The 24,813-nt window shown below is 69.2% G+C and carries 27 protein-coding genes; 9 read left to right on the forward strand and 18 right to left on the reverse strand.

Annotated elements, in window-relative coordinates; translation table 11 throughout:
• Positions 1-11 precede the first annotated feature (11 nt).
• Positions 12-539 carry a type VII secretion system-associated protein gene (locus tag BLW84_RS24180; RefSeq protein ID WP_093269164.1) on the forward strand — a complete coding sequence of 176 codons (528 nt, stop codon included), beginning with the start codon at positions 12-14 and terminating at the stop codon, positions 537-539.
• A 117-nt stretch (positions 540-656) separates the two neighbouring features.
• The gene (locus BLW84_RS24185) at positions 657-872 is read left to right on the forward strand and encodes a hypothetical protein (protein WP_093269167.1); all 216 of its coding nucleotides are present in this window, start codon (positions 657-659) and stop codon (positions 870-872) included.
• 200 nt (positions 873-1,072) lie between these two features.
• On the opposite strand, the gene BLW84_RS24190 is transcribed toward BLW84_RS24185, so the two are convergent.
• Together BLW84_RS24190 and BLW84_RS24200 are read right to left on the reverse strand one after the other, a co-directional pair.
• A complete protein-coding gene (locus BLW84_RS24190; RefSeq protein ID WP_093269169.1) occupies positions 1,073-1,531 on the reverse strand; it encodes a hypothetical protein in 459 nt (152 codons plus the stop codon).
• 950 nt (positions 1,532-2,481) lie between these two features.
• Positions 2,482-2,745, reverse strand: a complete 264-nt coding sequence (locus tag BLW84_RS24200; RefSeq protein WP_143061084.1) for a hypothetical protein — start codon at positions 2,743-2,745, stop codon at positions 2,482-2,484.
• Here BLW84_RS24200 and BLW84_RS24205 point away from each other — a divergent pair.
• Both BLW84_RS24205 and BLW84_RS24210 read left to right on the forward strand, forming a co-directional pair.
• Complete coding sequence (locus BLW84_RS24205) at positions 2,738-3,316, forward strand: DUF5753 domain-containing protein (RefSeq protein WP_143061085.1); 579 nt, start codon at positions 2,738-2,740, stop codon at positions 3,314-3,316. The two genes, BLW84_RS24200 and BLW84_RS24205, sit on opposite strands and share 8 nt — an antisense overlap.
• Entirely contained in the window at positions 3,313-3,543 is a 231-nt protein-coding gene (locus BLW84_RS24210; RefSeq protein WP_093269178.1) for a DUF397 domain-containing protein, read from the forward strand. The genes BLW84_RS24205 and BLW84_RS24210 overlap by 4 nt, the downstream gene beginning before the upstream one ends.
• A 500-nt stretch (positions 3,544-4,043) precedes the next feature.
• Here the strand turns inward: BLW84_RS24210 and BLW84_RS24215 are convergent, their stop codons facing one another.
• The 13 genes from BLW84_RS24215 to ribA all read right to left on the reverse strand — a co-directional run bounded on the left by BLW84_RS24215 (position 4,044) and on the right by ribA (position 14,905).
• Positions 4,044-5,120, reverse strand: coding sequence for an MSMEG_0565 family glycosyltransferase (locus BLW84_RS24215; protein WP_093269181.1), 1,077 nt, complete (start codon positions 5,118-5,120; stop codon positions 4,044-4,046).
• Between the two features lie 43 nt (positions 5,121-5,163).
• The gene (locus BLW84_RS24220) at positions 5,164-6,021 is read right to left on the reverse strand and encodes a carbon-nitrogen hydrolase family protein (protein WP_093269184.1); all 858 of its coding nucleotides are present in this window, start codon (positions 6,019-6,021) and stop codon (positions 5,164-5,166) included.
• Positions 6,018-7,484: an MSMEG_0567/sll0787 family protein gene (locus BLW84_RS24225; protein ID WP_093269186.1), complete on the reverse strand. Its 1,467-nt coding sequence runs from the start codon at positions 7,482-7,484 to the stop codon at positions 6,018-6,020. Before BLW84_RS24225 ends, BLW84_RS24220 begins: the two co-directional genes overlap by 4 nt.
• Positions 7,485-7,490: 6 nt before the next feature.
• Positions 7,491-8,591, reverse strand: a complete 1,101-nt coding sequence (locus BLW84_RS24230; protein WP_245761339.1) for an MSMEG_0568 family radical SAM protein — start codon at positions 8,589-8,591, stop codon at positions 7,491-7,493.
• 10 nt (positions 8,592-8,601) lie between these two features.
• The gene (locus tag BLW84_RS24235; protein WP_093269192.1) at positions 8,602-9,123 is read right to left on the reverse strand and encodes an MSMEG_0572/Sll0783 family nitrogen starvation response protein; all 522 of its coding nucleotides are present in this window, start codon (positions 9,121-9,123) and stop codon (positions 8,602-8,604) included.
• 40 nt (positions 9,124-9,163) lie between these two features.
• On the reverse strand, positions 9,164-9,991 hold the full coding sequence (locus BLW84_RS24240) for an amidohydrolase family protein (RefSeq protein ID WP_093269194.1): 828 nt from the start codon (positions 9,989-9,991) through the stop codon (positions 9,164-9,166).
• A gap of 13 nt (positions 9,992-10,004) precedes the next feature.
• Entirely contained in the window at positions 10,005-11,342 is a 1,338-nt protein-coding gene (locus BLW84_RS24245; protein ID WP_093269197.1) for an MSMEG_0569 family flavin-dependent oxidoreductase, read from the reverse strand.
• Positions 11,339-11,764, reverse strand: coding sequence for a hypothetical protein (locus tag BLW84_RS46465; protein WP_143061086.1), 426 nt, complete (start codon positions 11,762-11,764; stop codon positions 11,339-11,341). Before BLW84_RS46465 ends, BLW84_RS24245 begins: the two co-directional genes overlap by 4 nt.
• Positions 11,765-11,831: 67 nt before the next feature.
• Entirely contained in the window at positions 11,832-12,317 is a 486-nt protein-coding gene (locus BLW84_RS50155) for an acyl-CoA dehydrogenase family protein (RefSeq protein ID WP_218157446.1), read from the reverse strand.
• 70 nt (positions 12,318-12,387) lie between these two features.
• Positions 12,388-13,023, reverse strand: a complete 636-nt coding sequence (locus BLW84_RS24260) for a response regulator transcription factor (RefSeq protein ID WP_143061087.1) — start codon at positions 13,021-13,023, stop codon at positions 12,388-12,390.
• 103 nt (positions 13,024-13,126) lie between these two features.
• Complete coding sequence (npdG, locus tag BLW84_RS24265) at positions 13,127-13,846, reverse strand: NADPH-dependent F420 reductase (RefSeq protein ID WP_093269205.1); 720 nt, start codon at positions 13,844-13,846, stop codon at positions 13,127-13,129.
• A gap of 68 nt (positions 13,847-13,914) precedes the next feature.
• Positions 13,915-14,136, reverse strand: coding sequence for an HC3 family zinc finger protein (locus BLW84_RS24270; protein ID WP_093269208.1), 222 nt, complete (start codon positions 14,134-14,136; stop codon positions 13,915-13,917).
• Positions 14,137-14,284: 148 nt separating this feature from the next.
• Positions 14,285-14,905: a GTP cyclohydrolase II gene (gene ribA / locus BLW84_RS24275; RefSeq protein WP_342743174.1), complete on the reverse strand. Its 621-nt coding sequence runs from the start codon at positions 14,903-14,905 to the stop codon at positions 14,285-14,287.
• Between the two features lie 170 nt (positions 14,906-15,075).
• On the opposite strand from ribA, the gene BLW84_RS24280 reads away from it, so the two are divergent.
• The 5 genes from BLW84_RS24280 (at position 15,076) to cofH (ending at position 21,278) form a co-directional block, all read left to right on the forward strand.
• Entirely contained in the window at positions 15,076-16,635 is a 1,560-nt protein-coding gene (locus BLW84_RS24280) for an AMP-binding protein (RefSeq protein WP_093269212.1), read from the forward strand.
• A gap of 10 nt (positions 16,636-16,645) precedes the next feature.
• A complete protein-coding gene (locus BLW84_RS24285; RefSeq protein WP_093269215.1) occupies positions 16,646-17,437 on the forward strand; it encodes a nitroreductase family protein in 792 nt (263 codons plus the stop codon).
• Positions 17,438-17,508: 71 nt separating this feature from the next.
• Entirely contained in the window at positions 17,509-17,847 is a 339-nt protein-coding gene (locus tag BLW84_RS49275) for a hypothetical protein (protein ID WP_235883898.1), read from the forward strand.
• Positions 17,835-18,815, forward strand: a complete 981-nt coding sequence (cofD, locus tag BLW84_RS24290) for a 2-phospho-L-lactate transferase (protein ID WP_245761342.1) — start codon at positions 17,835-17,837, stop codon at positions 18,813-18,815. Before BLW84_RS49275 ends, cofD begins: the two co-directional genes overlap by 13 nt.
• Positions 18,816-18,908: 93 nt before the next feature.
• On the forward strand, positions 18,909-21,278 hold the full coding sequence (gene cofH, locus BLW84_RS24295; protein ID WP_093269221.1) for a 5-amino-6-(D-ribitylamino)uracil--L-tyrosine 4-hydroxyphenyl transferase CofH: 2,370 nt from the start codon (positions 18,909-18,911) through the stop codon (positions 21,276-21,278).
• A 69-nt stretch (positions 21,279-21,347) separates the two neighbouring features.
• On the opposite strand, the gene BLW84_RS24300 is transcribed toward cofH, so the two are convergent.
• The 3 genes from BLW84_RS24300 to BLW84_RS47630 form a co-directional block, all read right to left on the reverse strand.
• Positions 21,348-22,049, reverse strand: coding sequence for a response regulator transcription factor (locus BLW84_RS24300; protein WP_093269224.1), 702 nt, complete (start codon positions 22,047-22,049; stop codon positions 21,348-21,350).
• A gap of 86 nt (positions 22,050-22,135) precedes the next feature.
• Positions 22,136-22,492: a response regulator gene (locus BLW84_RS24305; protein ID WP_093269227.1), complete on the reverse strand. Its 357-nt coding sequence runs from the start codon at positions 22,490-22,492 to the stop codon at positions 22,136-22,138.
• On the reverse strand, positions 22,492-24,792 hold the full coding sequence (locus BLW84_RS47630; protein WP_177226662.1) for a GAF domain-containing sensor histidine kinase: 2,301 nt from the start codon (positions 24,790-24,792) through the stop codon (positions 22,492-22,494). Before BLW84_RS47630 ends, BLW84_RS24305 begins: the two co-directional genes overlap by 1 nt.
• Positions 24,793-24,813 lie beyond the last annotated feature (21 nt).

The raw sequence follows: 24,813 nt of genomic DNA on the forward strand, positions 1-24,813 counted from the left end.
AGGTTTTGGCGATGAGTGGTGGTTCGGCCCTGCCGGCGGAGAACCAGTGGGTGTTCCTGATCGACCCGGCCTGGCAGGAGCAGGGCGGTGATCCGCGGCAGCCGCCCCGCCAGGCGGTAGTGGGTGGCTGGCATGTCGAGGCTGACGGAACGACCGGGCGCTTCCACACCAACCCCGACTACGTGCCATCCGGCCCCGGCTCGCCGACCGATCCGGTCGACGCCACGTTGCGGCTGGTGAACAAGGGTGAGGCGGATGCCGAAGCGCTGTTGGCGACGTTGCGCGAGGCGGTGTTCGGGATCGCCGTCGACGAGGAGCGCAACCCGGTGGTCGCGCCGGCGCCGGATGGGGTGGCGTCGATGCTGGTGACCACGGCACCCGCGCACCGGCGCCGGGTGCGGGTCGCGGGTTGGCGGGAGGCCACAGCCGCGGAGCTGGCCGGGATGCTGCCGGCAGAAGGCGTTGACGTGTTGATCAACCCTGGCGCGCCTGCGTCCATGCGCATCCTCGCGGCTGCGCTCCGGAAAGCCGCGGCCTGAGGCGTCCCAATATTGGTTACTTGAGCACACCGAGGTCACCGCCGCGGAGATTGACCGGATGCGCGAAATCGTCCGTACCGCAAGGCAGCTCGCGTCGGGCCGTGGCGGTGATCTGGGGTGACAGACCTCGATGCACCGGTTCGGCAGGTCTTCGGCCTCGCCGACGACACCGACGTCCACCCGTGGGAACGGCGCCAACTGACCGACCTCGTCCCGCACGGCAAGCGGAGCGGCCACTCGGTGACGCTGTCGGACCTGATCAAGGCCCGCGAGGCGCAGCAGTGGCCGACCCCCGCGCCACCCCGACCGGTCCCGAACGAGATCGCGTTCTGATGGCTCGCCCCGGACTCGACTGGCCGGCCCTCAGTGGTGACGACCGTCCAATGGAGCAGTCACCGAACGCGCTACGGGAAGAGGGTGTGGGGAGCCGCCCCGGGAGGAGGGGTGTGTCGGGGCGGCTCGACCCTTGCGGAGCATGTGCTGCGGGTGGGTGACGCGCGCACGCTCGACGTTCAGCGGTTTGATCGCATTGGTTAGCCAGGGCGGCGAATGGCTCGGTTCGCCGCGGTGATCACGGTTGCCCATGGTGGGAGGGAGCCGTCGGGTTCCGGAGCGCGGCGCCAGCGGGGTGTGTCTTGTGGGTGGGCAACGATGGCTTGTCCTCCGCGTGGGACGGCGTGGACTCGCCGGCTGCGCAATTCCGGGGCGATGTCGGCGTGTGCTCGGGTGCAGGGTTCGGTGAGGACGGTCCACCAGGTTTTGGTGGTGTCGATGCATACCGGGCCTGCTTGCAGGTTCCGTTCGAGATCTTGGACGACCGTGCCGGCCAGCTCGTTCGGCAGTGTTATGGCGTCGAGCGCGTCGCCGGTGTGCAGGATCAAGCGGCGGTGGGCTGCGTCGAAGTTCACCGGCCAGCCCAATGTCAGCCGGTACCAGTTCGCGGCGGCGACCAGATCAAGCCGCCGGGCATCGGCGGCTTCCCTCGGCGACATGCCCGGAGTCCTTCTGCGCTGGGGTGGCATGAGGGTTTTCCTGCTCCTCGCTTGACGATGATCGGTTCGCAGCCTGAGTGGGTATGGGCTGCTGGTCTGTTCCGAACTCGAAGAACGCCCCGAACAGCGGTGTTCCGTTGCTGCGATGGCGAGTTCGGACTCCTTGCTGTGCCAGCGGTGCGTGTGTGGAGACGGCTTCGCGGACGGCGGCCCGCAACCGCCCGGCTTCCATGGGCGTCAACGTGATCGGCCCGGGCTGGGTGGCCGTCAGCGTCACCCCGTCCGGAGCGAGTCCCACGTACAGCCGGGCCCGCCTTCCCTGTGTGTCGTGGCAGGAGATCGTCCACGCGTAGCGGTGGTGTGGACGTCCGAGGCGGGAGAGGACTGCCAGTACTGAAAGCCGCTGTTTTCGGTGCCACATCGGCCTTTCTCCTTTTGCTGGTGGAAGGCAGGTGATCGTTGAGGTAGTCGACGCCAGGAAGTCCTGGGAGAGGTGAACGGAGATCATGCGTGCTCCTCGCGATGAGGGTCCGGCCGGCGACACGTCGCCGTGGTCATGGCTGCTCGGGGGGACAGCCCGACGACGCGTCGCCAGCCGGCGGCTCGGCTCCCGGGCCGGGCGAGTGCTGGGAGCCGAGCCAGATCATGGGGGTCGGCGCAGCGCATGACGAGGCTCGTCGGCCTCGTCGAACAGGGCCCGCCGTGCCGAGAGGTAGACCTTGCACGGTGCTCTCGGTCGTCGCCACGGTTTCCGCCACCGGCGTAGGGTTCGAGAGCATGCTGGGCACTCGCCGAGCTCGTTCGGCTCGTGTTCGGCCATCAGGGTCCGCACGGCTTCGATGAGGTCGGTACCTCGGAGCGAGCAACCGCGGTCACGGCCCGGTCATCACCAGCGCTCACCACCCGCGCCATGACGTCGAGGCGCTGCTGCACCGATTCGTAGAGCTCGGTCAGAAACACGTGCCACCCACAATGATCGTGCGAGGCGTGGGGTCGTAGTTCACGTGTGACTCCCGGATCGCCTCCCGCGCCGCGGCAAGCAAGTCACGAAGCTGCTCGGCATTCATCTCGAACCACTCACCAGGCGGCGGCTGCACACGCACACGGCCGTGAGCAAGCGGGAAAATGCGCAATACCTGACTGTGGCCCATCGTGTCCGTGCATCGAACTTCCCTGCATGACTGCGCATCCACCGTGAGCTCCTCTGTGGACATCGGGTCGCCTAAACACCACGGCTATGTCGGCCTGGAAGCCGAGGCCGCAGAGCTGTCGAACTTCGAGCCGCAGCTCATACCGGGACTGCTGCAAACCGAGGCTTACACCCGGGCGCTTGCCAAGGTTCTGCCCGGCGCCAAAGAGGAAGACGTCGAGCGCCAGGTCAGAGTTCGCATGTTGCGGCAAGAGCGCCTTCGGCACGAGCATCCGCTCAAGATGTGGGCGATCGTAGATGAGGCTGTACTTCGCCGTGCTTGGGGTGGACGAGCCGTCATGGAGGAACAGCTGGAGCACCTCCTTGAGGCGTCAGCGTGGCCCAACGTCGTTCTTCAGGTGCTCCCGTTCGACATCGATGGCCATCCGGCAATCGCTGGCAGCTTTGCGGTTCTGAGCTTCCCGGAAGCAACCGATCTCGGCGTGGCATACCTCGACGCGCGCGGCGGCCTGTTCCTCGATGAGGCGGCAGACGTAGCCTGGTATCGAGAACTGTTCGATCATCTACGTGCGAGAGCGGCTGCCCCCGAACGGACCCAAACTCTGATCAGGAAGGCCGCGAAGGAGCTGACTTGACGCAGCGAAGCGGACATACCCGGGCCTCGGCCGACTTAGCCGACGCGACGTGGCGTAAGAGCTCACGCAGCACGCCAAATGGCCAATGCGTCGAGGTAGCTTTCATCGGTGGCCATGTGGCGGCCCGTGACAGCAAGAATCCGCAGGGGCGGGCGCTGGTCTTCGCACCGGCCCAATGGCACGGGTTTCTTCGATCGATCAAGTCCGACAGTTTCCCGCAGCTCTGAGTAGAAGCCGGGTCTGGACGGGCCTTGGGTTCACCGAGCGCCAGTTCCATGCTTTCCTGGCGGGTGTCAAGGCCGACGCGTTCGGCGGGCGCCGGTAGCGAGGTACATATCGAAGGTGCGCCCCGCGTAGGCACCTCGTCTGCCTGCGTGGGGCGACTGCCTCGCCGGAGGCGATGATCAGTGCTAGTTGGGTGCAGCATGTGCAGGCGCAACCTGCACGTCCGCATCCTCCGGGACCGACGACCCCCGCGGCCGCCGACGTCGACTTCTCCGACACGATGATCCTCTCCGCCGAGGCATCGGCGCCTCAGCTTGTCGGATCACCACCGCGCCCACAAGATCGCTGACAGGCCCTCCTGGGGGACGCCGAAGTACTTGTCCTGTGGCATGAGAACGCGTGCTACGCCGCCAGATCGCACAGGTTCGCTACACCCCCACCGACCGGGTATGGCTCTCAGCGCGCGGATTAGCAGGTCGCCGCCGTCGCGGCACGACAATGTTTAGCGCAGGGTCCGGTAGAGGTCGATGTGGCGTTCGGCTGCTTCGCGCCAGGTGTGGCGGGCGGCGAGCTCGCACCCGCGAGCCCGTTTCCCCGGGTTGTCGGTGGTTAGGGCGGCATTGAGTTCGGTGGCCAAGGAGTGCGGGTTGTCGCCGAAATGCGCTGCGGTGTCGAAGACTTCGCGCAGGACTGGTAGGTCGCGGACGACCAGGGGGACGCCGGCGGCGAGGGCTTCCATCGCGGCGAGCCCGAATCCTTCTTTGGTGGAGGGGAATGCGAACGCTTCGGCTGCGGCGACCAGGGGTGGGAGGTCGTGGTCAGGGAGGGTGCCGAGCAGGATCGGTTCGACGCCCAGTTCCGCGGCCCGGGTCTCCCAGCGGGTGCGGTAGTCGCGGTAGTCGAAGAGGGTTTCGCCGCCGGCGATGACGAGGTTGACGTCAGGGTGCTGGTGGCGCAGTAGTGCGTATGCCTCCAGCAGATCGATCGAGCCCTTGCGGGGTTCGATGCCGCCGACGGTGAGGATGTAGCGGCCGAGCTGATCCTTCCAGCGTGCTCGGGCTTCGGGGTCGGTCGTCGCGAACCGTTGGTAGGCGACCCCGTTGGGGATGACGGTGGCTTTGATGCCCCAGCCGTCGGCGAGTTCGTCGGCGACCGACCGCGAGACGCAGATGTGGGTGTGCGGGGTGACGATGGCCCGCTCGTGGCAGGCGGCCAGTTCCGGGGTGGTGAAGTGGTCGATGTGGTGGACGGTGCGCACGCACCGCCCGACGGCGTTGGCGCTGATGCAGTCCTGGGCGTGCACGACGTCGTACTCGGTCGGCTGGAAGGCCGCGCGCAGCGCGTCGATGGATCGCAGGACGCGGTCGCCGACGGTTTCCTGCGGGGGGCCGTCGGGGAACGGCACGATTTGCAGCTTCACCGCAGGGTCGACGGGGCGGTAGAAACCCGTGTCGCCGCCGCGGGCCAGCGTCCACACCGTCACGTCCTCGCCGGCAGCGGCCAGTGCTTCGGCCAGAGCCAGCGTGTGCACGACGCCGCCGCGCGGTTTGGTCGAGTAGCTCAGGAGGGCGATCTTCACGCGTTCCCCTATCGATAGGCGGACGGTCGGCGTTGAACGGTGCTCATGCGTTGATCGCTCCTGCGGTGTGCAGGTAGGCATCCGGGCGCCGGTCGCGGAGGTGTCCCATGAACCGCCGGGCGGTCTCCAGAGAACCGGCCACGTCTAGTTCGGCGACGGCCATGCCTGGCGAGACCCCGGTATCGGCGAGAACCTCGCCGCCGGGCTCGACGACCTTGGCGCTGCCCACGAAGCGCAGCGAGCCGAATGAGCCCGCCTGGTTGGCGGAGACCCACACGATTTGGTTCTCCAGGGCCCGGGCCCGGTCGAAGAGGTCGAAGCGGCGCTTCCAGCGGTCCTGCGCCAGATCGGCCGCAGCGTTCGTGCGCGACCCGGGCCAGGCCGAGATGCAGACGCCGATCTCGGCACCGTCCAGGGCCAGCGTCCGCGCCGCTTCGGGGAAGGCCTTGTCGTAGCAGATGAGCATGCCGATCCGGCCTACCGGCGTGTCGAAGGCGTGGAAGCCATCGCCGGACGAGTAGCTGGCGTCCTCGCTCAACGGCTGGTGCACCTTGCGATGGTTTCCCAGCACGCCGTCACCGTTGACGCACACCGCGCTGTTGTAGCGGCGCCCGTCCGCACCGGCCTCGCAGTAGCCCGTGATCACGGTCATCTCTCCCGCGAGGCCCGCGAGGCGCCGGATCTCGGGTCCGTCCACGTCGAGCGGGGGAGGCCCCGGGTCCTCCGCAGCTCCGGTGCCATCGAGACTGAGCAAGTAGCCGCCCAGGCATGCCTCGGGCAGCGCTAGGAGTTGTACGCCGTCGGCGTCCGCTTGCTTGATCAACTGCTCGATGTGGCGGAAGTCCTCCTCCAGGTCGCGCCCGAATCGGGCCGAGACGGCGGCCATTCGTAGCGTGCTCACGCGTTCCCCAATCCCGTCACCGGGCCGGTGACCACTTGTGTGATCTCCCCGTCGGGCCAGCGCAGCCCGACGCCTGCTCCTACCGTCAGCTCGCCGCATACCGCACCGACCGCCGGGCCTGCGGGCAGGCCCGGCGCGCCCGGTCGATCGGTGGTGAGCATCGCGAAGCCGGGGAAGCAGGTCAGCCAGTCGCCGGCGGATGCCTCGCACGGGCGCGGGACGGCCGCGACGTCCAGCACTGCGCCGCAGCCGCTTGCCTCCGCGAGCATGCCGAGCGTGCCGACGATCCCGGCCATCGAGACGTCCTTGGCCGCAGCGGGTCGGGCGGCGCCGATGGCACCGAGCATCGCAGTCAGCTCGGCGGGACTGCGCCGGGTGGTCGAGTCCCACTGCTTTCCGAGGTAGCCCGGTCGCCAGGCTCCGCCGAGGTCGGCGGTGAGCCGCACCTCGTGGCCGGGGCGCCCGCCACCGCCGGGCACCGGGTGGGCGGTGCGGCCGAGTGCGGTCACCGACAGCGAGGCGGGCACGCCGATCTGCGTGTGTCCACCGAGGACCGGTATCCGCCCGTACGCTTGCGCGGCATTCCTGAGCCCGGTGAGGACCCGATCCGCGTGCGAGCTGTCCCGGGCTGCGAGTGCATCCAGCAGCCCGACGGGTGCGGCACCCATCGCGGCGAGGTCGTTGAGGTTGACCAGCACCGAGCACCAACCGGCCCATTCCGGGTCGCGTTCCACCATGGACGGCACGATGGCATCGCTGGCGGCGACGAGGTCGCTGCCGGGCACCGGTGCGCCGTCGTCGCCGGTGAACCCCGGCCCGCCGAGCGCGCCGGTCCCGGCGCCGACTGCCAGTCCCGCCAGCAGCGGGCCTAGCGGTGCCTTGGTCGCTGATGTCTGGGCCCCGATCCGGTCGACCGGCCACCGCATCAGCACGTGGGGTGCGCCGGCCTCGACGACGTCGCGGACCGGTCGCCAGCCGAGGCGGGCGAACAGCGGCTTGTTGCGCGGCTGCACCGTCGCCTCGAAGCGGAGTGCGCCTTCGGCCTCGGCCCGGGCACAGGCCGCCCGCACCAGCGCCGGGCCGACCCCACCGAGCCGGCGAGAATTCCGCGCCACGACCAGCCGACCGCCGCGCCACCAGCCGATGTCCGGGCCGTCGTTGACCGGGCCGAGTCGCACGCCGCCGACCACCGCGCCGGTGCGGTCCCTGGCCACGAGCACCACGGTGCGAGCATCAGCATCCCGATCGTCGAAGTCGCTGGTCGCGAAAAGCCGTTGTTCTCCGACGAAAACATCGGTGCGCAGCGCGCGGTACGCCGCCACCGCCGCCGGGCCGTCAGCCTGCTCGATGCGGAACGGCACCTGCCGAGCCAGGGTCGCGCGATCACCGAGCAGCGAGAGGATGTCCGGAGCCGGTGGTGGGGACCCCGTCCCCGTCAGAGCGAGTACGTCGTCGAACGCCATCCGGGATCACCCGCCCGCCGAGCGCAGCACCGAGCAGGCCCCGCAGGCAGCGCAACCCGCTTTCTGATCTGCGCCGGACATGCCGGCGCGCCGCAACCGCTCCGCGACCGCTTCGGTGACGTAGCGCAGCACCTCCGAGCTCGGCGCGCCGATGCCGTCTCGGGCCGCGAGGGTGCCGCGCATGGGCCGGAAGGGCACCACGAACGGGTACACGCCGCGCTCGATCAGCGCCGCCGCACCGTCGATCAGTTCATCGGGGTTCTCGCCCAGCCCGACCAGTAGGTAGGTGGAGACGCGGTTGCGGCCGAAGACTCGCACCGCCTCGTCCCACGCAGCCTCGTACTCGGCCAGGGGGACGGTCGATTTGCCGGGCATCCAGCGGCGTCGCACGTCCTCGTCGAGCGCCTCGACGTGGATGCCGATGGAGGTTGCTCCCGCGTCATGCAGGTCGCGGATCCAGCGCAGGTCGCCCGGCGGCTCGCACTGCACCTGGATCGGCAGTCCGGGGACCGCTTCGAGCACGGCGCGCACGGAGCGCACCAAGTTGCGGGCGCCGCGGTCGGGCCCGGCGGTCGTGCCAGTGGTCATCACCATCTGCCGCACCCCGTCGAGCCGCACGGCTGCTTCGGCGACTTCGGCCAGCTGGGCCGGTGTCTTGGCCGCGACGGTGGCGCCGGAGCGCAGGGATTCCTCGATGGTGCAGAAGCGGCACCGGTCGGATTCGCCGTAGCGGATGCACGTCTGGACCACCGTGGTGGCCAGCACGTCGGCGCCGTGCAGCCGGGCTATCTGCTCGTACGAAACACCGTCCTCAGTAGACAGACGGTAGAACTGCGGGCGCTGCACGGGTGAAATTGCCAGGCCGGTGTCCTGCTCACCGAGCCAGACCTTCCCGTCGCGAACGGTGTAGGGGCTGGCGGGGTTGGTGGGCAGCGCGGCGTTGGCACCGTCGACGAGGACGTGCCCGTCGTCACTGGGGCCGGCGCCGTCCGGCCGCCGGACCTCGGCGTCCACCCGAATCCCGTGCAGGGCGAGTTCGGCTCGGGTGGTGATCCGCACGTCCACCGCCGTGCTTGTCGTACGCGTCTTGTCGGTGCCAACGCTCACGGTGCACCTCTCAGAGCTGGTAGGTGGAGTTGATGATCGCGCCCTTGCGCGCGTAGTGGATGATCGCGTCCTGCACGTCCAGCGGATGCGCGGGGATGACGCCTTCGATGAGGTCTTCCTCACGCGCACCGTGCAACGACAGGCCGAAGCGGCAGCAGTAGACCTTGCCGCCTTCGGCGATGAAGGTCTTGAGCTGGTTGTTGATGTTGTGCTCGCCGGGGAAGGCGGAGTTGCCGGTGGTCGGGAAGCCGCGGGTGGCCAAGCAGTTGAGAGCGCCGGGGCCGTAGAAGTAGATCGCGGTCTCGAAGCCCTTGCGCAGGGCGCGGGTCGCCTGCAGCACGGCCACGAAGCTCACCGAGGATTCGTGGGCGATGCCGTGCACGAGGGTGAAGTACGCTTCCCCGTTCTCCGCCTGGTAGTCGGGGAAGACCTTGGTGGATCCGTAGATGCTGGATCCTTCCGGCAGCGATGGGTGCGGGATCTCGCCCAGCGACTTCTGCTCCAAGTCGGTGAGTTCGACGTTGTCGGACATGGATGTCCTCCTCATGATGGGGATGTGGAATGGGATTCGCTCAGTCGTAGAGCGCGGCGAACGTGTCGAGGAAGACCCGGTCGCCGAGTTCGCCGTCGCCCGCCGCGGCGTGCAGTCGGGCGAACTCGCCCGCGAAGTCACCCCACGGCTGGTCGCTGGCGAAGAGCACGCGGTCGTGTCCGATGCCGCGGTGCTCGATCTCCCGGGCCAGCCAGTGCGGAGCGAACCCGATGGCCCAGGAGAGGTCGGTGTAGACGCGCTTGCCAGCGCTGATCCAGTCGAAGAAGCGGGAACCGGCGAGCTTGATGTGCCCGCTCATCCCGCCACCGAAGTGCACCAGGTGCACACGCACGCGGTCGGCGTACCACTCCACCAGCTTCCCGACCTCGTCGATGTCCGAAGTGGACCCTGGGGAGGTGTGGACGTGCACCACGAGGTCGTGCTGCTCGGCCGTGGCGAAGATGCGGTCCAGGTGTGGTCGGCAGGCAGGGTCGCTGGGGGAGCCGCCCAACAGGAAACTCAGCTTCAGCGCCCGGACCCCGCTCTCGCCCGCCAGAGCGAGGGCTCCGGCGGTGCGCTGCTCGTCGTCGGACCGAGGTGAAACCCAGAGCCCGGCCCGGACGCGATCGTCGGTCTGGGCAGCCTCGAGCACCAGGTGGTTGAGCGAAAAAGCCACAGCCGGGTCGGGCACCCCGTAGTTGGGGAGCACCAGGGCCCGTTCCGTTCCCTCCGCATCGAGGTCGGCCAGCAACTCTTTGATCGTCGCACGGGCGGTGGAGTCCGGGTTCACCGGCGGACCGCCGTAGAACGGGTGCGCGGGCAGCGCGCCGAGGTGGCGGTGAGCGTCGTGGACGCGGCGAGTGGTCATCCGGCGGCCCTCCTCAGCACGCCAGCGAGGCGGTGGTCGCGGAGCCGGTGAGCGCGCCGCATATGTCGTTGCTGCTGTGCACCGGCCGCGCCCCAGGCCGCAGCGGGCTGTAGGACACGATCCGTTCGGCGAGGTGCTCCGCGTCCTTGCCCACGGCTTCCATCCGCCCAGATCCCCAGGTGTGCTGCCACGGCAGACCGAGGAAGTACAGGCCCGGCGCGCTGGTCACACCACGCCAATGCGTCGGGTAGCCGCGGCCGTCGAAGACGGGCACCTCGATCCAGCGGTAGTCGGAGCGGAACCCGGTCGCCCAGATCACCGAAGTCACCCCGGCCGCGGACAGGTCCAACCGCCCACCCTGCGCTGGATCTGGACGCCACACCGGCACGTACCGTTCCTCCCGCGGGGCGTCAATCCCGCGTTCCTCGATGTAGGTGTCGATCGAGTCCTTGATGGACTCCGCGACGGCATCGGCGGAATCCAGGTTGCGCTCCAGGTCGTCGGCGAACACGGCGTTCGCACCGTCGATGTCGAGCAGTCGTCCGTGCAGCCGCATCCCGTCGCGGGCGAACGAGCGCAGGTCGATGTCCCGACCGCCGTCCCGGCCGGTCACGTAGTGGTTGACGCGTTTGCGGACCAGTTCGGGGTCGTGGAACTCGTCGATGGTCTTGGCGTAGTACCCCATGTCCGCCAGCCAGGCCACGCAGTCGCGCCCCCGGTAGAAACGGGCGACCCGCGGCGCGTCCCCGACAGCTAGGTGCACTTGACGGCCCGCCAAGTGAAGGTCCTCCGCGATTTGCGCACCGGACTGCCCGCTGCCGACCACGAGCACGGCCCCCACGGGCAGGGCGTCCGCGTTGCGGTAGTCGGCCGAATGCAGCTGGCGGACGGTGCCGGGCAGCCGTTCGGCGATCCGGGGCATGCTCGGTTCGTGATATGCGCCGGTAGCGACGACCACCTGGTCCGCGGTCAGTTCGCCGGCAGTGGTGTCAAGGTGGAACAGACCCTTGTCGGTGCGGCGCAGCCGCGTAACTTGGACACCTTCGGCCAGCGGAGGATCGGACGCTGTCTTGTAGTCCTCCAGGTAAGCCACGATCTCGTCGCGCACCATGAACCCGTGCGGATCCGCTCCACGGTAGGGAAAACCGGGCAGCGAGCACTGCCAGTTCGGGGTCACAAGGCAGAAGGAGTCCCACCGGCGGGACCGCCAGTCGTGTGCCACTTGGTGCGATTCGAGTACCACGTGTTCGATCGCCCGCTCCCGCAGGCAGTAACTGGCGGACAGCCCGGCCTGGCCCCCGCCCACCACAACGACCGGGTAATGCCCGCCAACAGCACACGCGCGGCTCATCGTGCGCGCCCGGCGGTGGGAAGCAGCGCCTCGACGGTCACATGTGCCGACGGTGAGGTGAATGCGGCTGCGGAGTCTTCGATCCGGGCGAATTGCGCGAGTTCGACCGATCGGGATCCGATCGTCAGCCGTAGCCTGGCGAGCCGGCTTGTGACATCCTTGGCAGTGCCTTTCATTTCGGTGTCCGGTTCCTCTCTGGCTGGCTGGCCGCAACCGCGACACGGCGAAAAGTAGCCGCGTCGAACCGCTCGTGAACCCGTTGACCGGGCGCGCGGGGAATCCGTAGGGGAACGTTTCACCAGAAGGGCGATCACGTTGACCACGACGTTGTTCAACCGGCCCGCGCGCCGCGTGGGACCGAAGATGCCGGAGGGCGAACTCGTCCTCCAGGAGCCGCCGCCGGTACCGGAATCGAAGAGCATGGCACCCCGAACGCGCCCGACTCACTGCCCGGGCTGTTCGTGGGAATCCTGTTACCGGGTGTGCTGGTTATGTGCGGTTTCTGATCACCATCCTTCGGGTGCTGCTTCTTGCAGGAGGTCGATTGTCGGGTTTCCTTCGCGGGGTGCCGAGAGAATGTGCGACAGTTGTTGCGACCACTGCGTTTTCTCGGTTCCCAACCCAACGAGAATTCGACAGCCGTAGTCGCTGCACGTCATCGGTGCCGGCGGGAGCGACGGTGTGGTAGGCGTCGCGTAGGTAACGCTCGATCCGGTTGTGAGCGAGCAGGCCGTATGCGTCGTGTGCTTCCATCGCGACCCGGGCGGAATCCAGGACGGTGCGGGAGTTGACGAAGAGAAGAGCGAGCGACCTTGACGGTGCAGACCGCAGCTGGTCCCGCCCAGCACGCTTATGCCAGCTGGGGCTGGCGTAAGGTCGCGCAAAAGCGGAACCCGTTGCCCGAGGCCCAATCTTCGATGTGCTGATGAAAGATCTCCAGCAGTGATCAACTCGATCTCGGGTTTTGGGATCCATCGGCTGCCGACGATGCCACCTGCACCTCCGACACCACCCGCAGCTGCGGCCGCCAACCTCTGCCCAAGCCCTACAGCAGGCCCAGGCCGCGGGCTTTGGCGATGGCCTCGATCCTGTTGCGGGCGTCCAGCTTCCGCAGCGTGTTCTGCATGTACCCCTTGACCGTGTTCGGCGAGAGGTACATCGCCGCGGCGATCTCGGTGGTGCTCTGGCCCAGCGCCGCTCTGCGCAGAACGTCGTACTCCCGCGTGGTGATCGGCCCGCGAACCTTCCGGCGGCGCGGCGAGTTGGGTTGCCGATCCCCGTGAGCTACCGCCAGCAGGGTGTGCATGATCTCGCCGCGACCCGCGTCTTTCGACAACACCTCGCGTGCCCCGGCGTTCACCGCCGCTTTCGCGATGGCGTGTTCCGGTGAGGAGGTGAAGACGACGGTGCGGACGTGCGGATCCTTGCGCCGCAGCTCGGTGATGATCTCGGGCGCCAGCAGGTCGCTGAAACGCAGGTCGAGCAGCACGACGTCCGGATGCGTGCGGGCGCTCGCTTCGATCGTTTCGCCGCCTGTCCCCGCCGTGCCCACCAGTTTGAACGCTCGACCGCCCCCCAGCAGCAGGCTCACGCCGTACCGCACGACCGGAAGGCGGTCCGCGACGAGCACGCGGACCTGCGAAGAGTTCCTCTGTTCCCTGACGTGACGCTCCGTTTCCATGGCCGCTCCGTTCCTTCGAACGGTCCGGGCGAGGATTCCCCGGGACCGGGTGTGGTGGACGGTCGGGCGGGGCCCGGCCGCCTGGACAGCGATCGAGAAGCGATCAGCGGACCGGGGTCCGCGGGACATCGGTCACCCGGACCCCGGCATGCGCCCGGTACCGGCGGTTGATCGAGATCAGGTTGGCGGTGAGTGCCTCCACCTGGCGGGAGTTGCGCAACCTTCCGGCGTAGATCCCGCGCATCCCGGGGATGGTGTCCGCCAGCTCGATGACGGCATCGGTCGCAGCCCGGTCGTCGCCGACCACCATGACGTCGGTCTCCACCCGCGGTACCGAAGGATCCAGCAGCAGTGCCGCGGAAACGTGGTGGAAGGCACCGACCACGCGGCTCTCGGGGCAGATCCGCTGGGCCTGCAAGCAGGCGCTGCCCTCCGGCACGTCGAGCGTGTGAGCACCGTGCCGGTCGAATCCCATCGGGACCGCGCAGTCGACGATGATCTTCCCGATCAGCTCATCGGCCACTTTGGACAGGATCGGCGCGTGGCTGTCCCACGGAACCGCCACAACGACCAGGTCCGCGCGTGCTGCGCACTCCGTGTTGTCCATGCCGGTCGCGATGGGGAGGTCTCGCGCGATCGAACGCGCCCGATCGGCCGATCGGGAGCCGATCAGGACTTCGCGCCCGGCCAGGCCGAGCCGGCGGGCCAAGCCGCGACCTTGGTCGCCGGTGCCGCCCAGCACACCGACCACCATGTCGGCCGGGCCCAGCGGGTCGTTCTCAGCGGCGTGCGGGGCAGGCACCTTGACGTTCTCCTTCATCATCGGAGTTCCTAGTCGCGTAGTCGGGGTAGAACTTCTGGCTGTTCGCCGGCCTCCGATGAACGGTTCGGCTACTGGCGGGAGGCGAGGATCCGCCAACACGCCATGCAGGTGTCCTCACGCACCCAGGCGATCTCCGGCGCGATCCGCTGCAATTCGTCAGTACTGACATCGACGCCGCACAACGCCTTGGCGACCAACCCGGGTTCGGCGTTTCGTGCGGCCCGATCGAAGGCGTGCCGACCACAGCTGACCGGCTGCCACCGCCCGATCTTCGTACCATCAGGCAACATTTCGACTCCTTCCGCTGATCGGCACTTGTCCGCTGACAGGCCATCTGGGAATTTGCTGCGACTGCCCCGCTCGCCCGTGGCCGTGAGGCCCGCGCCGATGACTGCCGGCCACCGCGAGACGCCTTGCGCTCTGGTCAGGTGCCCGCCGTCAGCGCGCGAGTGTGGTGGGCAGGTCGAGGAGGTGTCCGAGCCGGTCCCGCTTCGCCGTGAGGTAGCCGATGTTGTGCTGCGTGGGCTGCGCTTGCAGGGGTACCCGCTCGACCACCGGGATGCGGTGCCGCAGTAAGGCGTCCTGCTTGTCCGGGTTGTTGGTCAGCAGTCGAACGCCTCGCACGCCCAGCTCGGCGAGGATCTCCGCGGCGACCCCGTAGTCGCGGGAGTCGACCGGGAGTCCCAGGTGGGTGTTGGCGTCGACGGTGTCCAGTCCGAGCGACTGCTGGGCGTCGTAGGCCTGGAGCTTGCGCCCGATGCCGATCCCGCGTCCCTCCTGCCCGCGCAGGTACACCACGACCCCCCGGCCTTCCTGGGCGATGGTGGCCAGCGCGGCGCGCAGCTGCGGGCCGCAGTCGCAGCGCAGGGAGTCGAACAGGTCGCCGGTCAGGCATTCGCTGTGGATGCGGACCAGCACCGGCCTGCCATCGCGCACCTCGCCGCGGACCAGCGCGACGTGCTCGACACCGTCGGGCGCGCGGAAGGCGATCGCCTGGAAAACGCCGTGCGGGGTGGGAATCGCCGCTCGGCCCGAACACGCGGTTGCAGTGTTGTCCACCGCGGGATGGGACATCGTGCCGCCTCCCTGACTGGGGACCGGGACGTGGCGCCCGGTGAGTGACCTTGCCGTGGATCACGGTAGGGACCGGCGGCGGTGAGATCGTCCGGACAATGAAATGTTGAGAATTACTTGATGCCGGTCTGATCTGGCCGGGCAACGCTGTTGCCGTGCTCACAACAACGCTGACCGCCGGTGACGGGCGGACGCTGCACGGCCTGCTGGCCTGGCACGCTACCTATGCACCGCGTCGCACGTTCCTGGCTTTCGAGCCGGAACCGGGGTGTGTGCGCACCACCAGCTACGGCGAGGTCTTCCTGCGGGCCCGGCAGGTCGCCGGACTGCTCCGCGACGCCGGAGTCCGCCCCGGCGACCGGGTCAACGTGCACCTGACCAACCAGCCGGAGTTCTACGAGAGCTGGTTCGGCACCGCGCTGGCGGGTGCGGTCCTCGTGCCGACGAACCCGTTGGCCAGCGCGGACGAACTCGGCTTCGTGCTGCGGCACGCGAACTGCCGGGCGGTGATCACCGAGCGGAGCCTGCACGGGGTGGTGGCCGAAGCGGCGGCCGGAGCACCGGTCCTCGTGGTCGGTTCCGGCGGTGCGGACGACTTCGACGCATGCGTCCGCGCCAGCTCCCCGCACGCGGTCGAAGACACCACGTCGGAGCAGACCGCGAGCGTCCTCTACACATCGGGAACCACCAGCCGCCCCAAGGGAGTTCTGGTCTCGCACGCCGCCTATGCCGCGGCCGGGGAGACGGTGGCCGGTCAGCTGCGGCTCGGGCCGGACGACCGCCAACTCGTGGTGCTGCCGCTGTTCCACGGCAACGCCCAGTACTACTCGACGATGTCCGCGCTGGTGACGGGCGCGTCGATCGGGTTGGCGCCCAAGTTCAGCGCCAGCCGGTGGTCGGCGCAGGCGGCCGCGCTGGAAGCCACGGTCACGAGTCTGTTCGCGGCCCCGATGCGCATGATCCTGGCGGCGGAGCAGTCGGAGCACGACCGCGGGCACCGGCTGCGAGCGGGGATGTTCGCGCAGAACGTCTCCGAAGCGGCGCTACGGGAGTTCGAAGGCCGGTTCGGCGTTCCGATGGTGCAGCTGTACGGGATGACCGAGACCGTCACGCCGCCCACCATGGGGTCGCTGCACGGGGATCGCCGCCCGCACAGCATCGGCCGGCCGGTCCCGGGAGCCGTGCTGCGGATCGTCGACGTCGAGGGGAAGGACGTCGAACCGGGCGAACCGGGTGAGCTGCTGGTCGGCGGCGTGCCGGGCCGGACGCTCATGACCGGTTACCTCGACGACCCGGACTCGACCGCGAAAGCGCTGCGGGACGGGTGGCTGCATACCGGGGACACCGTGCGCGCCGACCGGGACGGCTACCTGCACTTCGTGGACCGCGCCAAGGACGTCATCAAGCGCTCCGGGGAGAACGTGGCGTCCGCCGAGGTCGAACGCGTGCTCAACGAGCATCCCGCGGTCTTCGAATCCGCGGTCGTGGCCGTTCCCGACCAGATGCGGGACGAGGCGGTCAAGGCCTTCGCGGTCCTGCACGCCGGCGCCGAAGCCACCGCCGAGGACCTGCGGCAGTGGTGCGCGCAGCGGCTCGCGAAGTTCAAGGTCCCCGAGTTCGTCCAGTTCGTCGACCAGTTGCCGCGCACCTCGGTGGGGAAGATCCAGAAACACCTGCTGCGCAACGAGTTTTCCGGCGATTCGCTGGAAAGGTGAAGGGAGAACCATGGAGTTCAAGAAGGTCGTCGGCACCCGGCGGTCGATCCGCTACTACCAGCCGTGGCGCCCGGTGGAACCGGCGAAGATCCAGAAGGTGCTGGAAGTGGCCCGCCTGCAGTCCAACCACGGCAACGCCCAGCTGATCCGCAAGGCCGTCGTCGTGGTGCGGGAGGAGACGCCCAAGGAGATCTGGGACGGGCTCTGCGAGGCGCTGTACAACCAGCCGGCCGCGGCGCAGGCCCCGGTGCACATCTACTGGACCATCGACATGAGCGGCTGGGAGAGCATGCGTCCCGAACTGCTCAAGCTGATCGAAGTCGGCGCCCTGACCTCCAGCTACGGCTGGAGCGAGCAGTTCGTCGACGAAGTCCCGATGAAGACGCCGGACTTCAACGTGATGGCCGGTGACATGCGTTTCGCCGAATGGCTGAGCGCGATCGAGATGGGCCTGGCCATCGGGGCCACCCTGCTCGCAGCTGTCGACGAAGGGCTGGGCACGGGCTTGTTGACCGGCAAGCGCGACCGCATCCGCGAGCTGCTGGGCATGCCGGAGCACGCCACCCCGGCGCAGATCCAGCTGCTGGGCTACCCGGCCGAGGACGCCGAGGCGGGCGGTCAGCGGCCGCGCCCGGACTTCGAGCAGCTGTACTTCCGCGGCAAGTGGGGCGAGACCTTCGAGCGCGACCCGGAGGTCGTGCAGGAGCTGGTCGAGGCGGGCGAGATCCAGGCGGCTGCCCCGCAGCCGTGGCGGAAGGCGGAGATCCGTGCTCTGGCTGGGCTTTTCGGCCTGCCGGAGTGACGCGTCGGCGGCGATGTCGGGCCGTCGACATCGCCGCCACCCACCGCCGCAGTTCCACTTCGGGAGAGCCAATGTCACAGGATCTGTTCACCGACTTCGAAACCGTTCGGCGCTACGCCGACCAACTCGACTCCGACCTGACCGAGGACGAGCGCGCGGACCGCCTCGACACGCTGCGCAAGTTCGCGGAATTCGTCGAGCGCACCCCGGACGAGATGGTCGCCGAGATCTTCAACACGCAGACCCGGAAGTACCGCAAGCGCGGCTTCTACGCGACGAAGATCAAGGAGTTCTCCGAGCAGCTCGACGTGCCCAGGGGACAGCAGGTCGCCAAGGGCAACGTCATCCGCGCGTTCTTCATCGCCAACGGGCGGCGCGTGCCGCCGGAGATGCCGGAGTGGTTGATTTGATCACGCTGCTAGGAGGCGGGATCGGGGCCGCCCGGCTGTGGTGCGGCATCGCCGAGATCGCCGAGGAACCCCTGACGTTCGTCGTCAACACCGCCGACGACCTGTGGTTGCACGGCCTGCGCATCTGCCCTGACCTCGACACCGTCCTGTACGCGTTGTCCGGTCGCCAGGACACCGAACGCGGGTGGGGGGTGGCGGACGAGACCTTCCGGTGCATGTCGGAACTCGGCGGGCTGGGCGAGCAGACCTGGTTCCAGCTGGGCGATCGAGACCTGGCCACCCACCTGCTGCGCACCGGGATGCTCAAGTCCGGTCGCACGCTCTCGGAGGCCACCAGCCGGCTGGCCGCGGGCATGGGCGTCCACCACCGGGTGCTGCCGATGACGGACGAAGAGGTCACCACGTTCGTCCGGGTGGCCACCGGCGAAACGATGCACTACCAGGAGTTCCTGGTGCGCCGCGGCGCGCGGGACGAGGTCGCGGCCGCGAGCTACCGCGGGATCGCCGATGCGCGCCCGGCCGCCGGCGTGCTGGAAGCCATCGAGCGGTCCAGGCTGGCGATCTTGGGGCCGAGCAACCCGGTGGCCAGCGTCGGCCCGGTGCTCGCCCTGCCGGGCGTGCGCGATGCGCTGCGCACGACCGCGGCCCAGGTCATCGCGGTGACCCCGGTGGTGTCCGGTGTCCCGATCGCGGATCCGGGTGAGGCCGGCCGGGCGCGCAGCCGGGCGGCGCTGCTGGCCCAGCGCGGCCTGCGCCACAGCGCGGCCGGTGTCGCGTCGATGTACCGGGACGTCTGCGATCTCTTCGTGGTCGACGAGGCGGACGCCGGGGAAACCGTGGAGATCGCCGAGATGGGCATTCGAACCGCCACGATGCCGACCTTGGTGAACACGCCGCAGGACGGCGTGTCGCTCGCCAGGCGGGTGCTGGAGGTCTCGGCCGGCGCTGAGGTGCTGGCAGTGACGTAGCAACCTGCGACTCGCCCGAACCAGGTCCTCGACGCAGAGCCCGTGCGGCATGGGTGGTCTTGCAGAACCGAACCGCGCAATAAGGAGTATGGAATGGAAGGAACGGCGCACGACCTGCTGCGGCTGCCGCTGGCGGAGTTGCAAGCGATGGCGCGGGAGCGGCGGGATCGCACCCGCGGAACCACGGTGACCTACTCGCCGAAGGTCTTCATCCCCCTGACGAAGCTGTGCCGGGATCGCTGCGGGTACTGCACTTTCGCCACGGGACCGCGGAGCCTGCGCGCCCCCTACCTCACCCGGGACGAGGTCCTGCGGATCGCGGTCCAGGGCTCCGAGGCGGGATGCCACGAGGCGCTGTTCACCCTGGGGGAGCGGCCCGAGCTCCGGTATCCGGGAGCGCAGCGGTGGCTGGCAGAGAACGGCTACGGATCCACTGTGGACTACCTGGCCGCGATGTGCGCGGCGGTCCTCGCCGAGACGGGTCTGCTGCCGCACGTCAACGCCGGGGCGCTGACCGGTCCGGAGATGGCCGCGCTGCGGCCGGTGTCCGCGAGCCAGGGCATGATGGTGGAGTCCCTGGTCGAGGACCTGCCCGCGCATCGCGGTGCCCCCGACAAGGACCCGGCGCGGCGGCTCGCGACGTTGCGCGCCGCCGGAGAACTCGGAATCCCGTTCACCACCGGCATCCTCGTCGGCATCGGGGAGCGCGATGAGGACTGGATCCCGGCGCTGCAGGCGATCGCCGAGATCCACCAGGAGCACGGCCACATCCAGGAAGTGATCGTGCAGAACTTCCTGCCGAAGGCCGACACCGCCATGCGCGACGCGCCGCCGTGCTCCCCCGAGCGGCACCAGCGCGCGATCGCGCTGGCGCGCGTCCTGCTGCCGGACGACGTGCACCTGCAGGCACCGCCGAACCTCAGCGACGACCCGGGCGCGCTGCTCGACTGCGGCATCGACGACTGGGGCGGCGTCTCGCCGATCACCTCCGACCACGTCAACCCCGAGCGTCCGTGGCCGCACCTCGACCGGCTGGCCGGCGTGACCGAGGAACGCGGCCACCGCTTGGTGCCCCGGCTGCCCGTCTACCCCGAGTTCGCGGCGAACCCCGAGCGCTGGTTGCACGAGGAAGTACGGTTCCCGGTGCTGGACCGGTCCGATGCCGCCGGGCTGGGCCGCGACGACCCGGGGCCGATTTTCCCGGAACGGGTGGCCGCCGCCAAGAACGTCGGTGACGGGGCGGAGGTCGTGCTCATCGGGCGCCGCTCGGGCACCTGGGTCAGCGGCGGCACCGTCGATCCGCCGGTGCTGGTCCCGGGGCCGCGGGGTGCCGGCCCGTCCGCGGCGGTGCGGGAGGTCCTCGACGGCCACGCCGAGGGGCACGAGCTGGGAATCGGCGAGCTCGTCACCCTGCTCACCGCCCGCGGGCCGGACGTCGCCGCCGTCGCGGAGTACGCCGACCACCTCCGCGCCGAAGCGGTCGGGGACGACGTGACCTACGTGCGCAACCGGAACATCAACTATACCAACGTGTGCACGTTCCGCTGCCGCTTCTGCGGATTCGCCAAGGGCCAGTCGTCGCTGAACCTGCGCGGGAAGCCCTACCTGCTCGGCCTGGACGACATCGCCGAGCGCACCGAGGAGGCGTGGCAGGCCGGGGCCACCGAGGTCTGCCTGCAGGGCGGCATCCACCCCAAGTTCGACGGCGACTACTACATCGACGTCGCCCGCGCGGTGAAGGACGCGGTGCCGGGCATCCACGTGCACGGGTTCACCGCGCTGGAGGTCGTCGAAGGCGCCCGCCGGCTCGACGAACCGCTGCGCGACTACCTGCGCAGGCTGGCGGACGCCGGATTGCGCTCGCTGCCCGGAACCGCGGCCGAGATCCTCGACGAGCCGGTCCGCCGACTGCTCTGCCCGGACAAGATCTCCACCGACAAGTGGCTGGAATGCCACGAGACGGCGCACGAGGTGGGCCTGCGGTCCAACGTCACCATGATGTTCGGCGCGATCGAGCAGCCGGTCTCGTGGGCCCGGCACTTCATCGCGACCCGGGACCTCCAGCGCCGGACCGGCGGGTTCACCGAGTTCGTCGGGCTCCCGTTCGTCCACATGGCGGCGCCCATGTACCTGCGCCGCCAGGCCCGGCGCGGGCCGACCTGGCGGGAGGTGCTGCTGGTGCACGCCGTGGCCCGGATCGCCTACCGCGGACTGATCGACAACGTGCAGGCGTCCTGGGTGAAGCTGGGCGCACCGGCGCTGCGCCAACTGCTGCAGGCGGGCGTCAACGACCTCGGCGGCACGTTGATGGACGAGAACATCAGCCGCGCGGCGGGCGCTGCGCACGGGCAGATGATGACCGAAGCCGACTTCGCGGAATTGCTCGCACCGCTGGGCCGCGGACTGGTGCAGCGCACGACGCTCTACCAGCGGGTTCCCGACAGCCTCGCGGTCGGTGCCTGAGGCGGCCCGCTGAACGACTCCGGACCGGCCGCGGCCAGGGATGATCCGCGGCCGGTCGGGAGCCTGGCATCACGGTTCGAAGCGGTATCCGACGCCGCGAACGGTCCGGACGCGCCGGGGCCGGGCCGGGTTCTCCTCGATCTTGTGCCGCAACCGGTGGATGTGCTCGGTGACCGTCGACTCGGCCTGCCAGCCCGGTGCGGCGTGCCACACCGCCTGCAGCAGTTGCCGCCGGGAGAACACCTGCCGGGGCGCGGATGCGAGGTGGGCCAGCAGGTCGAACTCCCTGGCCGTGAGCTCCACGACCGCACCCCGCACGATGACCTCGCGGGTTCCGCCGTCGATGACCAGGCCGTCGAACTCCAGCCGCGATCGACCGTGCTGGTCGCGGGTGCTCCGGCGGAGGACGGTCCGGACCCGGGCGACCAGTTCGCGCGAGGAGAACGGCTTGGTCATGTAGTCGTCCGCGCCGAGCTCCAGGCCCAGCACCCGGTCGGTCTCGCCGCGCCGCGCGGTGAGCAGGATGATCGGGATCTCCCGCTCATCGCGGAGCTGTCGCAGCAGGTCCAGGCCGTCGATGCCGGGCAGCCCGATGTCGAGCACCACCAGGTCCGTCCGGTTCCGCCGCACGTGGTCGAAAGCCGTCCTGCCGTCCCCGGCCTCGCTCACGTCGAACCCGCTTTCGCGGAGGGCTTCGACGGTCACCCGCCGGATGCGTTCGTCGTCTTCCACGACCAGCACGGCGTGACCGGACGCGCTTACGGGGAACATGGATCGTGCGGCTCCTTCCATCGGTCGGCGTGCGTCGCACGCCGGTCGTCTTTCCAGCGGGGTGAGTGCGAGCGGCGGCGGTCTTGTCAGTCCCGCGGCAGAGCGCGGTCGAGTTCGCGCGCCAAGTCCCGCAGCCTGAACGGTTTGCGCAGCAGGCCGGTGAAACCGGCTTCGCGGGCTCGCTCTTCGAGGTCCGGATGTGCGTCGCCCGTGCTGGCGACCATCGGTATTCGGGTGTGCCGCAACAGATCGGCCAGCGCGAATCCGTCCATTTCGGGCAGTCCGATGTCGATGACGACGACGTCGGGCCGGTGCGCGTCGACGGCCCGCAGGGCGCTCGACGGCGTGCCCACGGCGAAAGCTTCGCAACTCAGCGCGGAGAGCTGTCGGACCAGGAGGTCGCGCATCCGGTGGTCGTCCTCGATCACGAGCACGCGCTTCATCAGGTGGTGTTCGCTTCCCCTGCCACCGGCAGCTCCCGGTCGAAGATCTCCAGCAGTTCGGAAAGCTCCACGGGGTTGCGGAGGAAGTGCGGTGCTCCGAGGTCGTCGGCGAGCGCCGCGGCAGGGGTGTCGGTGAGGCACACCACGGGTTTGTCCGCGGTCAACGGATGCCGGCGGACCAGGTGCGGCAGGCTCCGGGACCACTCGGAGTCGTCGAGGTCGATCACCACCAGATCGGGGCGCTCGAAGCCGATCAGCTCCTCGACCTCACCGTAGAACTGGTAGACGCACCGCAACCGGATGCGCGGGCGCACCCGCTGGGCCTCCACGACGGCGTCGATGCTGTGCAGATCGCCGTGCAGGTACAGCACCACGGAGTGGTCGCCGCGGCGCTGCGCCGGGATCCGCGGCGGGCGCCCCGCGCCGGGGGCCTTAGCGCGCGCGTCGTCGTGGCGCGGCAAGTCGACCCAGAACCGGGACCCGGAGCCGAGTTCGCTGTCGGCGTCCATGCGGCCGCGCATCGCGGTGACGAGCTTCTTCGCGACGGCCAGGCCGAGCCCGTGGCCGGGCGGGTCGCCGGGCTGCACGCCTGCGCGCTGGAACGGCGTGAAGATGTGGGGGAGGTCGGCGGGTGCGATGCCGCGCCCGGTGTCTTCGACGGTGAGCCGGACGAACTCGCCGGCCGGCTCGGTGCGCACCGTCACCAGGCCGCCCGGCCGGTTGTACTTGATCGCGTTGGTCAGCAGGTTCACCAGCACCTGGCGCGAGCGCTGGCGATCGCCGGTGACCAGGCACTCGCCGCCAGGAGCGACGCGCAACGCGACGTCGTTGGCCCCGGCCAACGAGCGCGTGAGCGTCAAGCTGTCCTCGACGACCTCCAGCAGGTCGACCGCCTCGGACCGGATGGGCAGCCGCCCCGCATCCGCGTGGGTCATGCACAACGTGTCGTCGATCAACCGCTCCAGGTACTCCGCCGCGTCCACGATGTGCTGCGCGCAGTCCGTGGCGTCGTCCGCGGGCAGCCCGCCATGCGTGAGCAGTTCGGCGAAACCGAGCACCGCGGTGATCGGGGTGCGCATCTCGTGGCTCAGCTGGGAGACGAACTCGCTCTTGACGAGGTTGGCGCGTTCGGCCGCTTCACGAGCCCGCATCTCCCGTTCGATGCGCAACCGGTCGGTGATGTCGCGGAGTTGGAGGCACACGAACCGGGTGTGGCCTTCGGAGTCCTTCACCGGGGAGATCACCACGGTCGCGCACCGCAGCGTGCCGTCGGCGTGCCGGTACTCGTGCACCTTCAGGTAGCTGCTCGACGTCCCGACGACCAGCCTCCGCACGGCGGCGCGAACGTCCGCGGCGCCGTCACCGCTGATCAGGTCGGACACGTGGGTGCTGTGGAGGTCGTCCACGTCGTAGCCGGTATCGGTGCAGAGCGCGGCGTTGACGTGGATCAGCCGTCCGTCCCGGTCGGCCAGCGCCATGCCGATGGCCGCGTGGGTGAAGGCGCTGCGGAACCGCTCCTCGCTCTCGTGCAGCTCGCTGAACAGGCGGTGGTGCTCGATCGCGACCGCCGCCAGGTGGGTGAAGCGCTCGACCACGACCCGCTCTTCGACGCTCGGGCTGTGCGGTGTGCTGTGGTACACCGCGAAGGTGCCGAGGACGTCCGAACTCCGCGGGCTGATCACCGGCGACGACCAGCAGGCCCGCAGGCCGTGGCGCATCCCGACGTCCCGGAAGGCGTTCCACCGCTCGTCCACGAGGATGTCGCTGACGATGACCGGTTTGCCCGCGTATGCGGCGGTTCCGCACGACCCGGCCACCGGGCCGATGGCCATGCCGTCGATCTCGGAGGTGTAGCTGTCGGGCAGCGTCGGCGCCGCTCCGTGGTAGAGGCGGCAGGTGTCGGAGTTCAGCAGGAGGATCGAGCAGTGCGTGCCGGGCAGGTGCTGCTCCATCCCGCTCGCGAGCCTGGCCAGCGTCGCGGACAGTGGTGCTTTCCTGGCGATCAGTTCGAGGACGGCCGACTGGCAGGTAAGCAGGTTGGCGGTATCCACCAAGTTCGTGTTGCGGAGCGTGACCGAACTCCGCAGTTCGTCCGCGCGGTAGATCGCCTCCATGATCGTGTGCAGACCCTGCCGCGCGGCGGCGGGAAGTTCGTTCGATTCGGACAGCAGTTCTGCCACGCCGAGCGCCACGCCCAGTTCGTTGCCCATGTCGTGAAGCAACTTGCGATGCTCGCCGCCGCCATCCGCCGGGATGTCGGAGTAACGTGGATGCCGCTGCGAGGATTTCCTCGTCTCCATCTTCGTTGCTCCCTGCCCATT

It is taken from the genome of Saccharopolyspora shandongensis (genome assembly GCF_900106995.1).
GTDB lineage: Bacteria > Actinomycetota > Actinomycetes > Mycobacteriales > Pseudonocardiaceae > Saccharopolyspora > Saccharopolyspora shandongensis.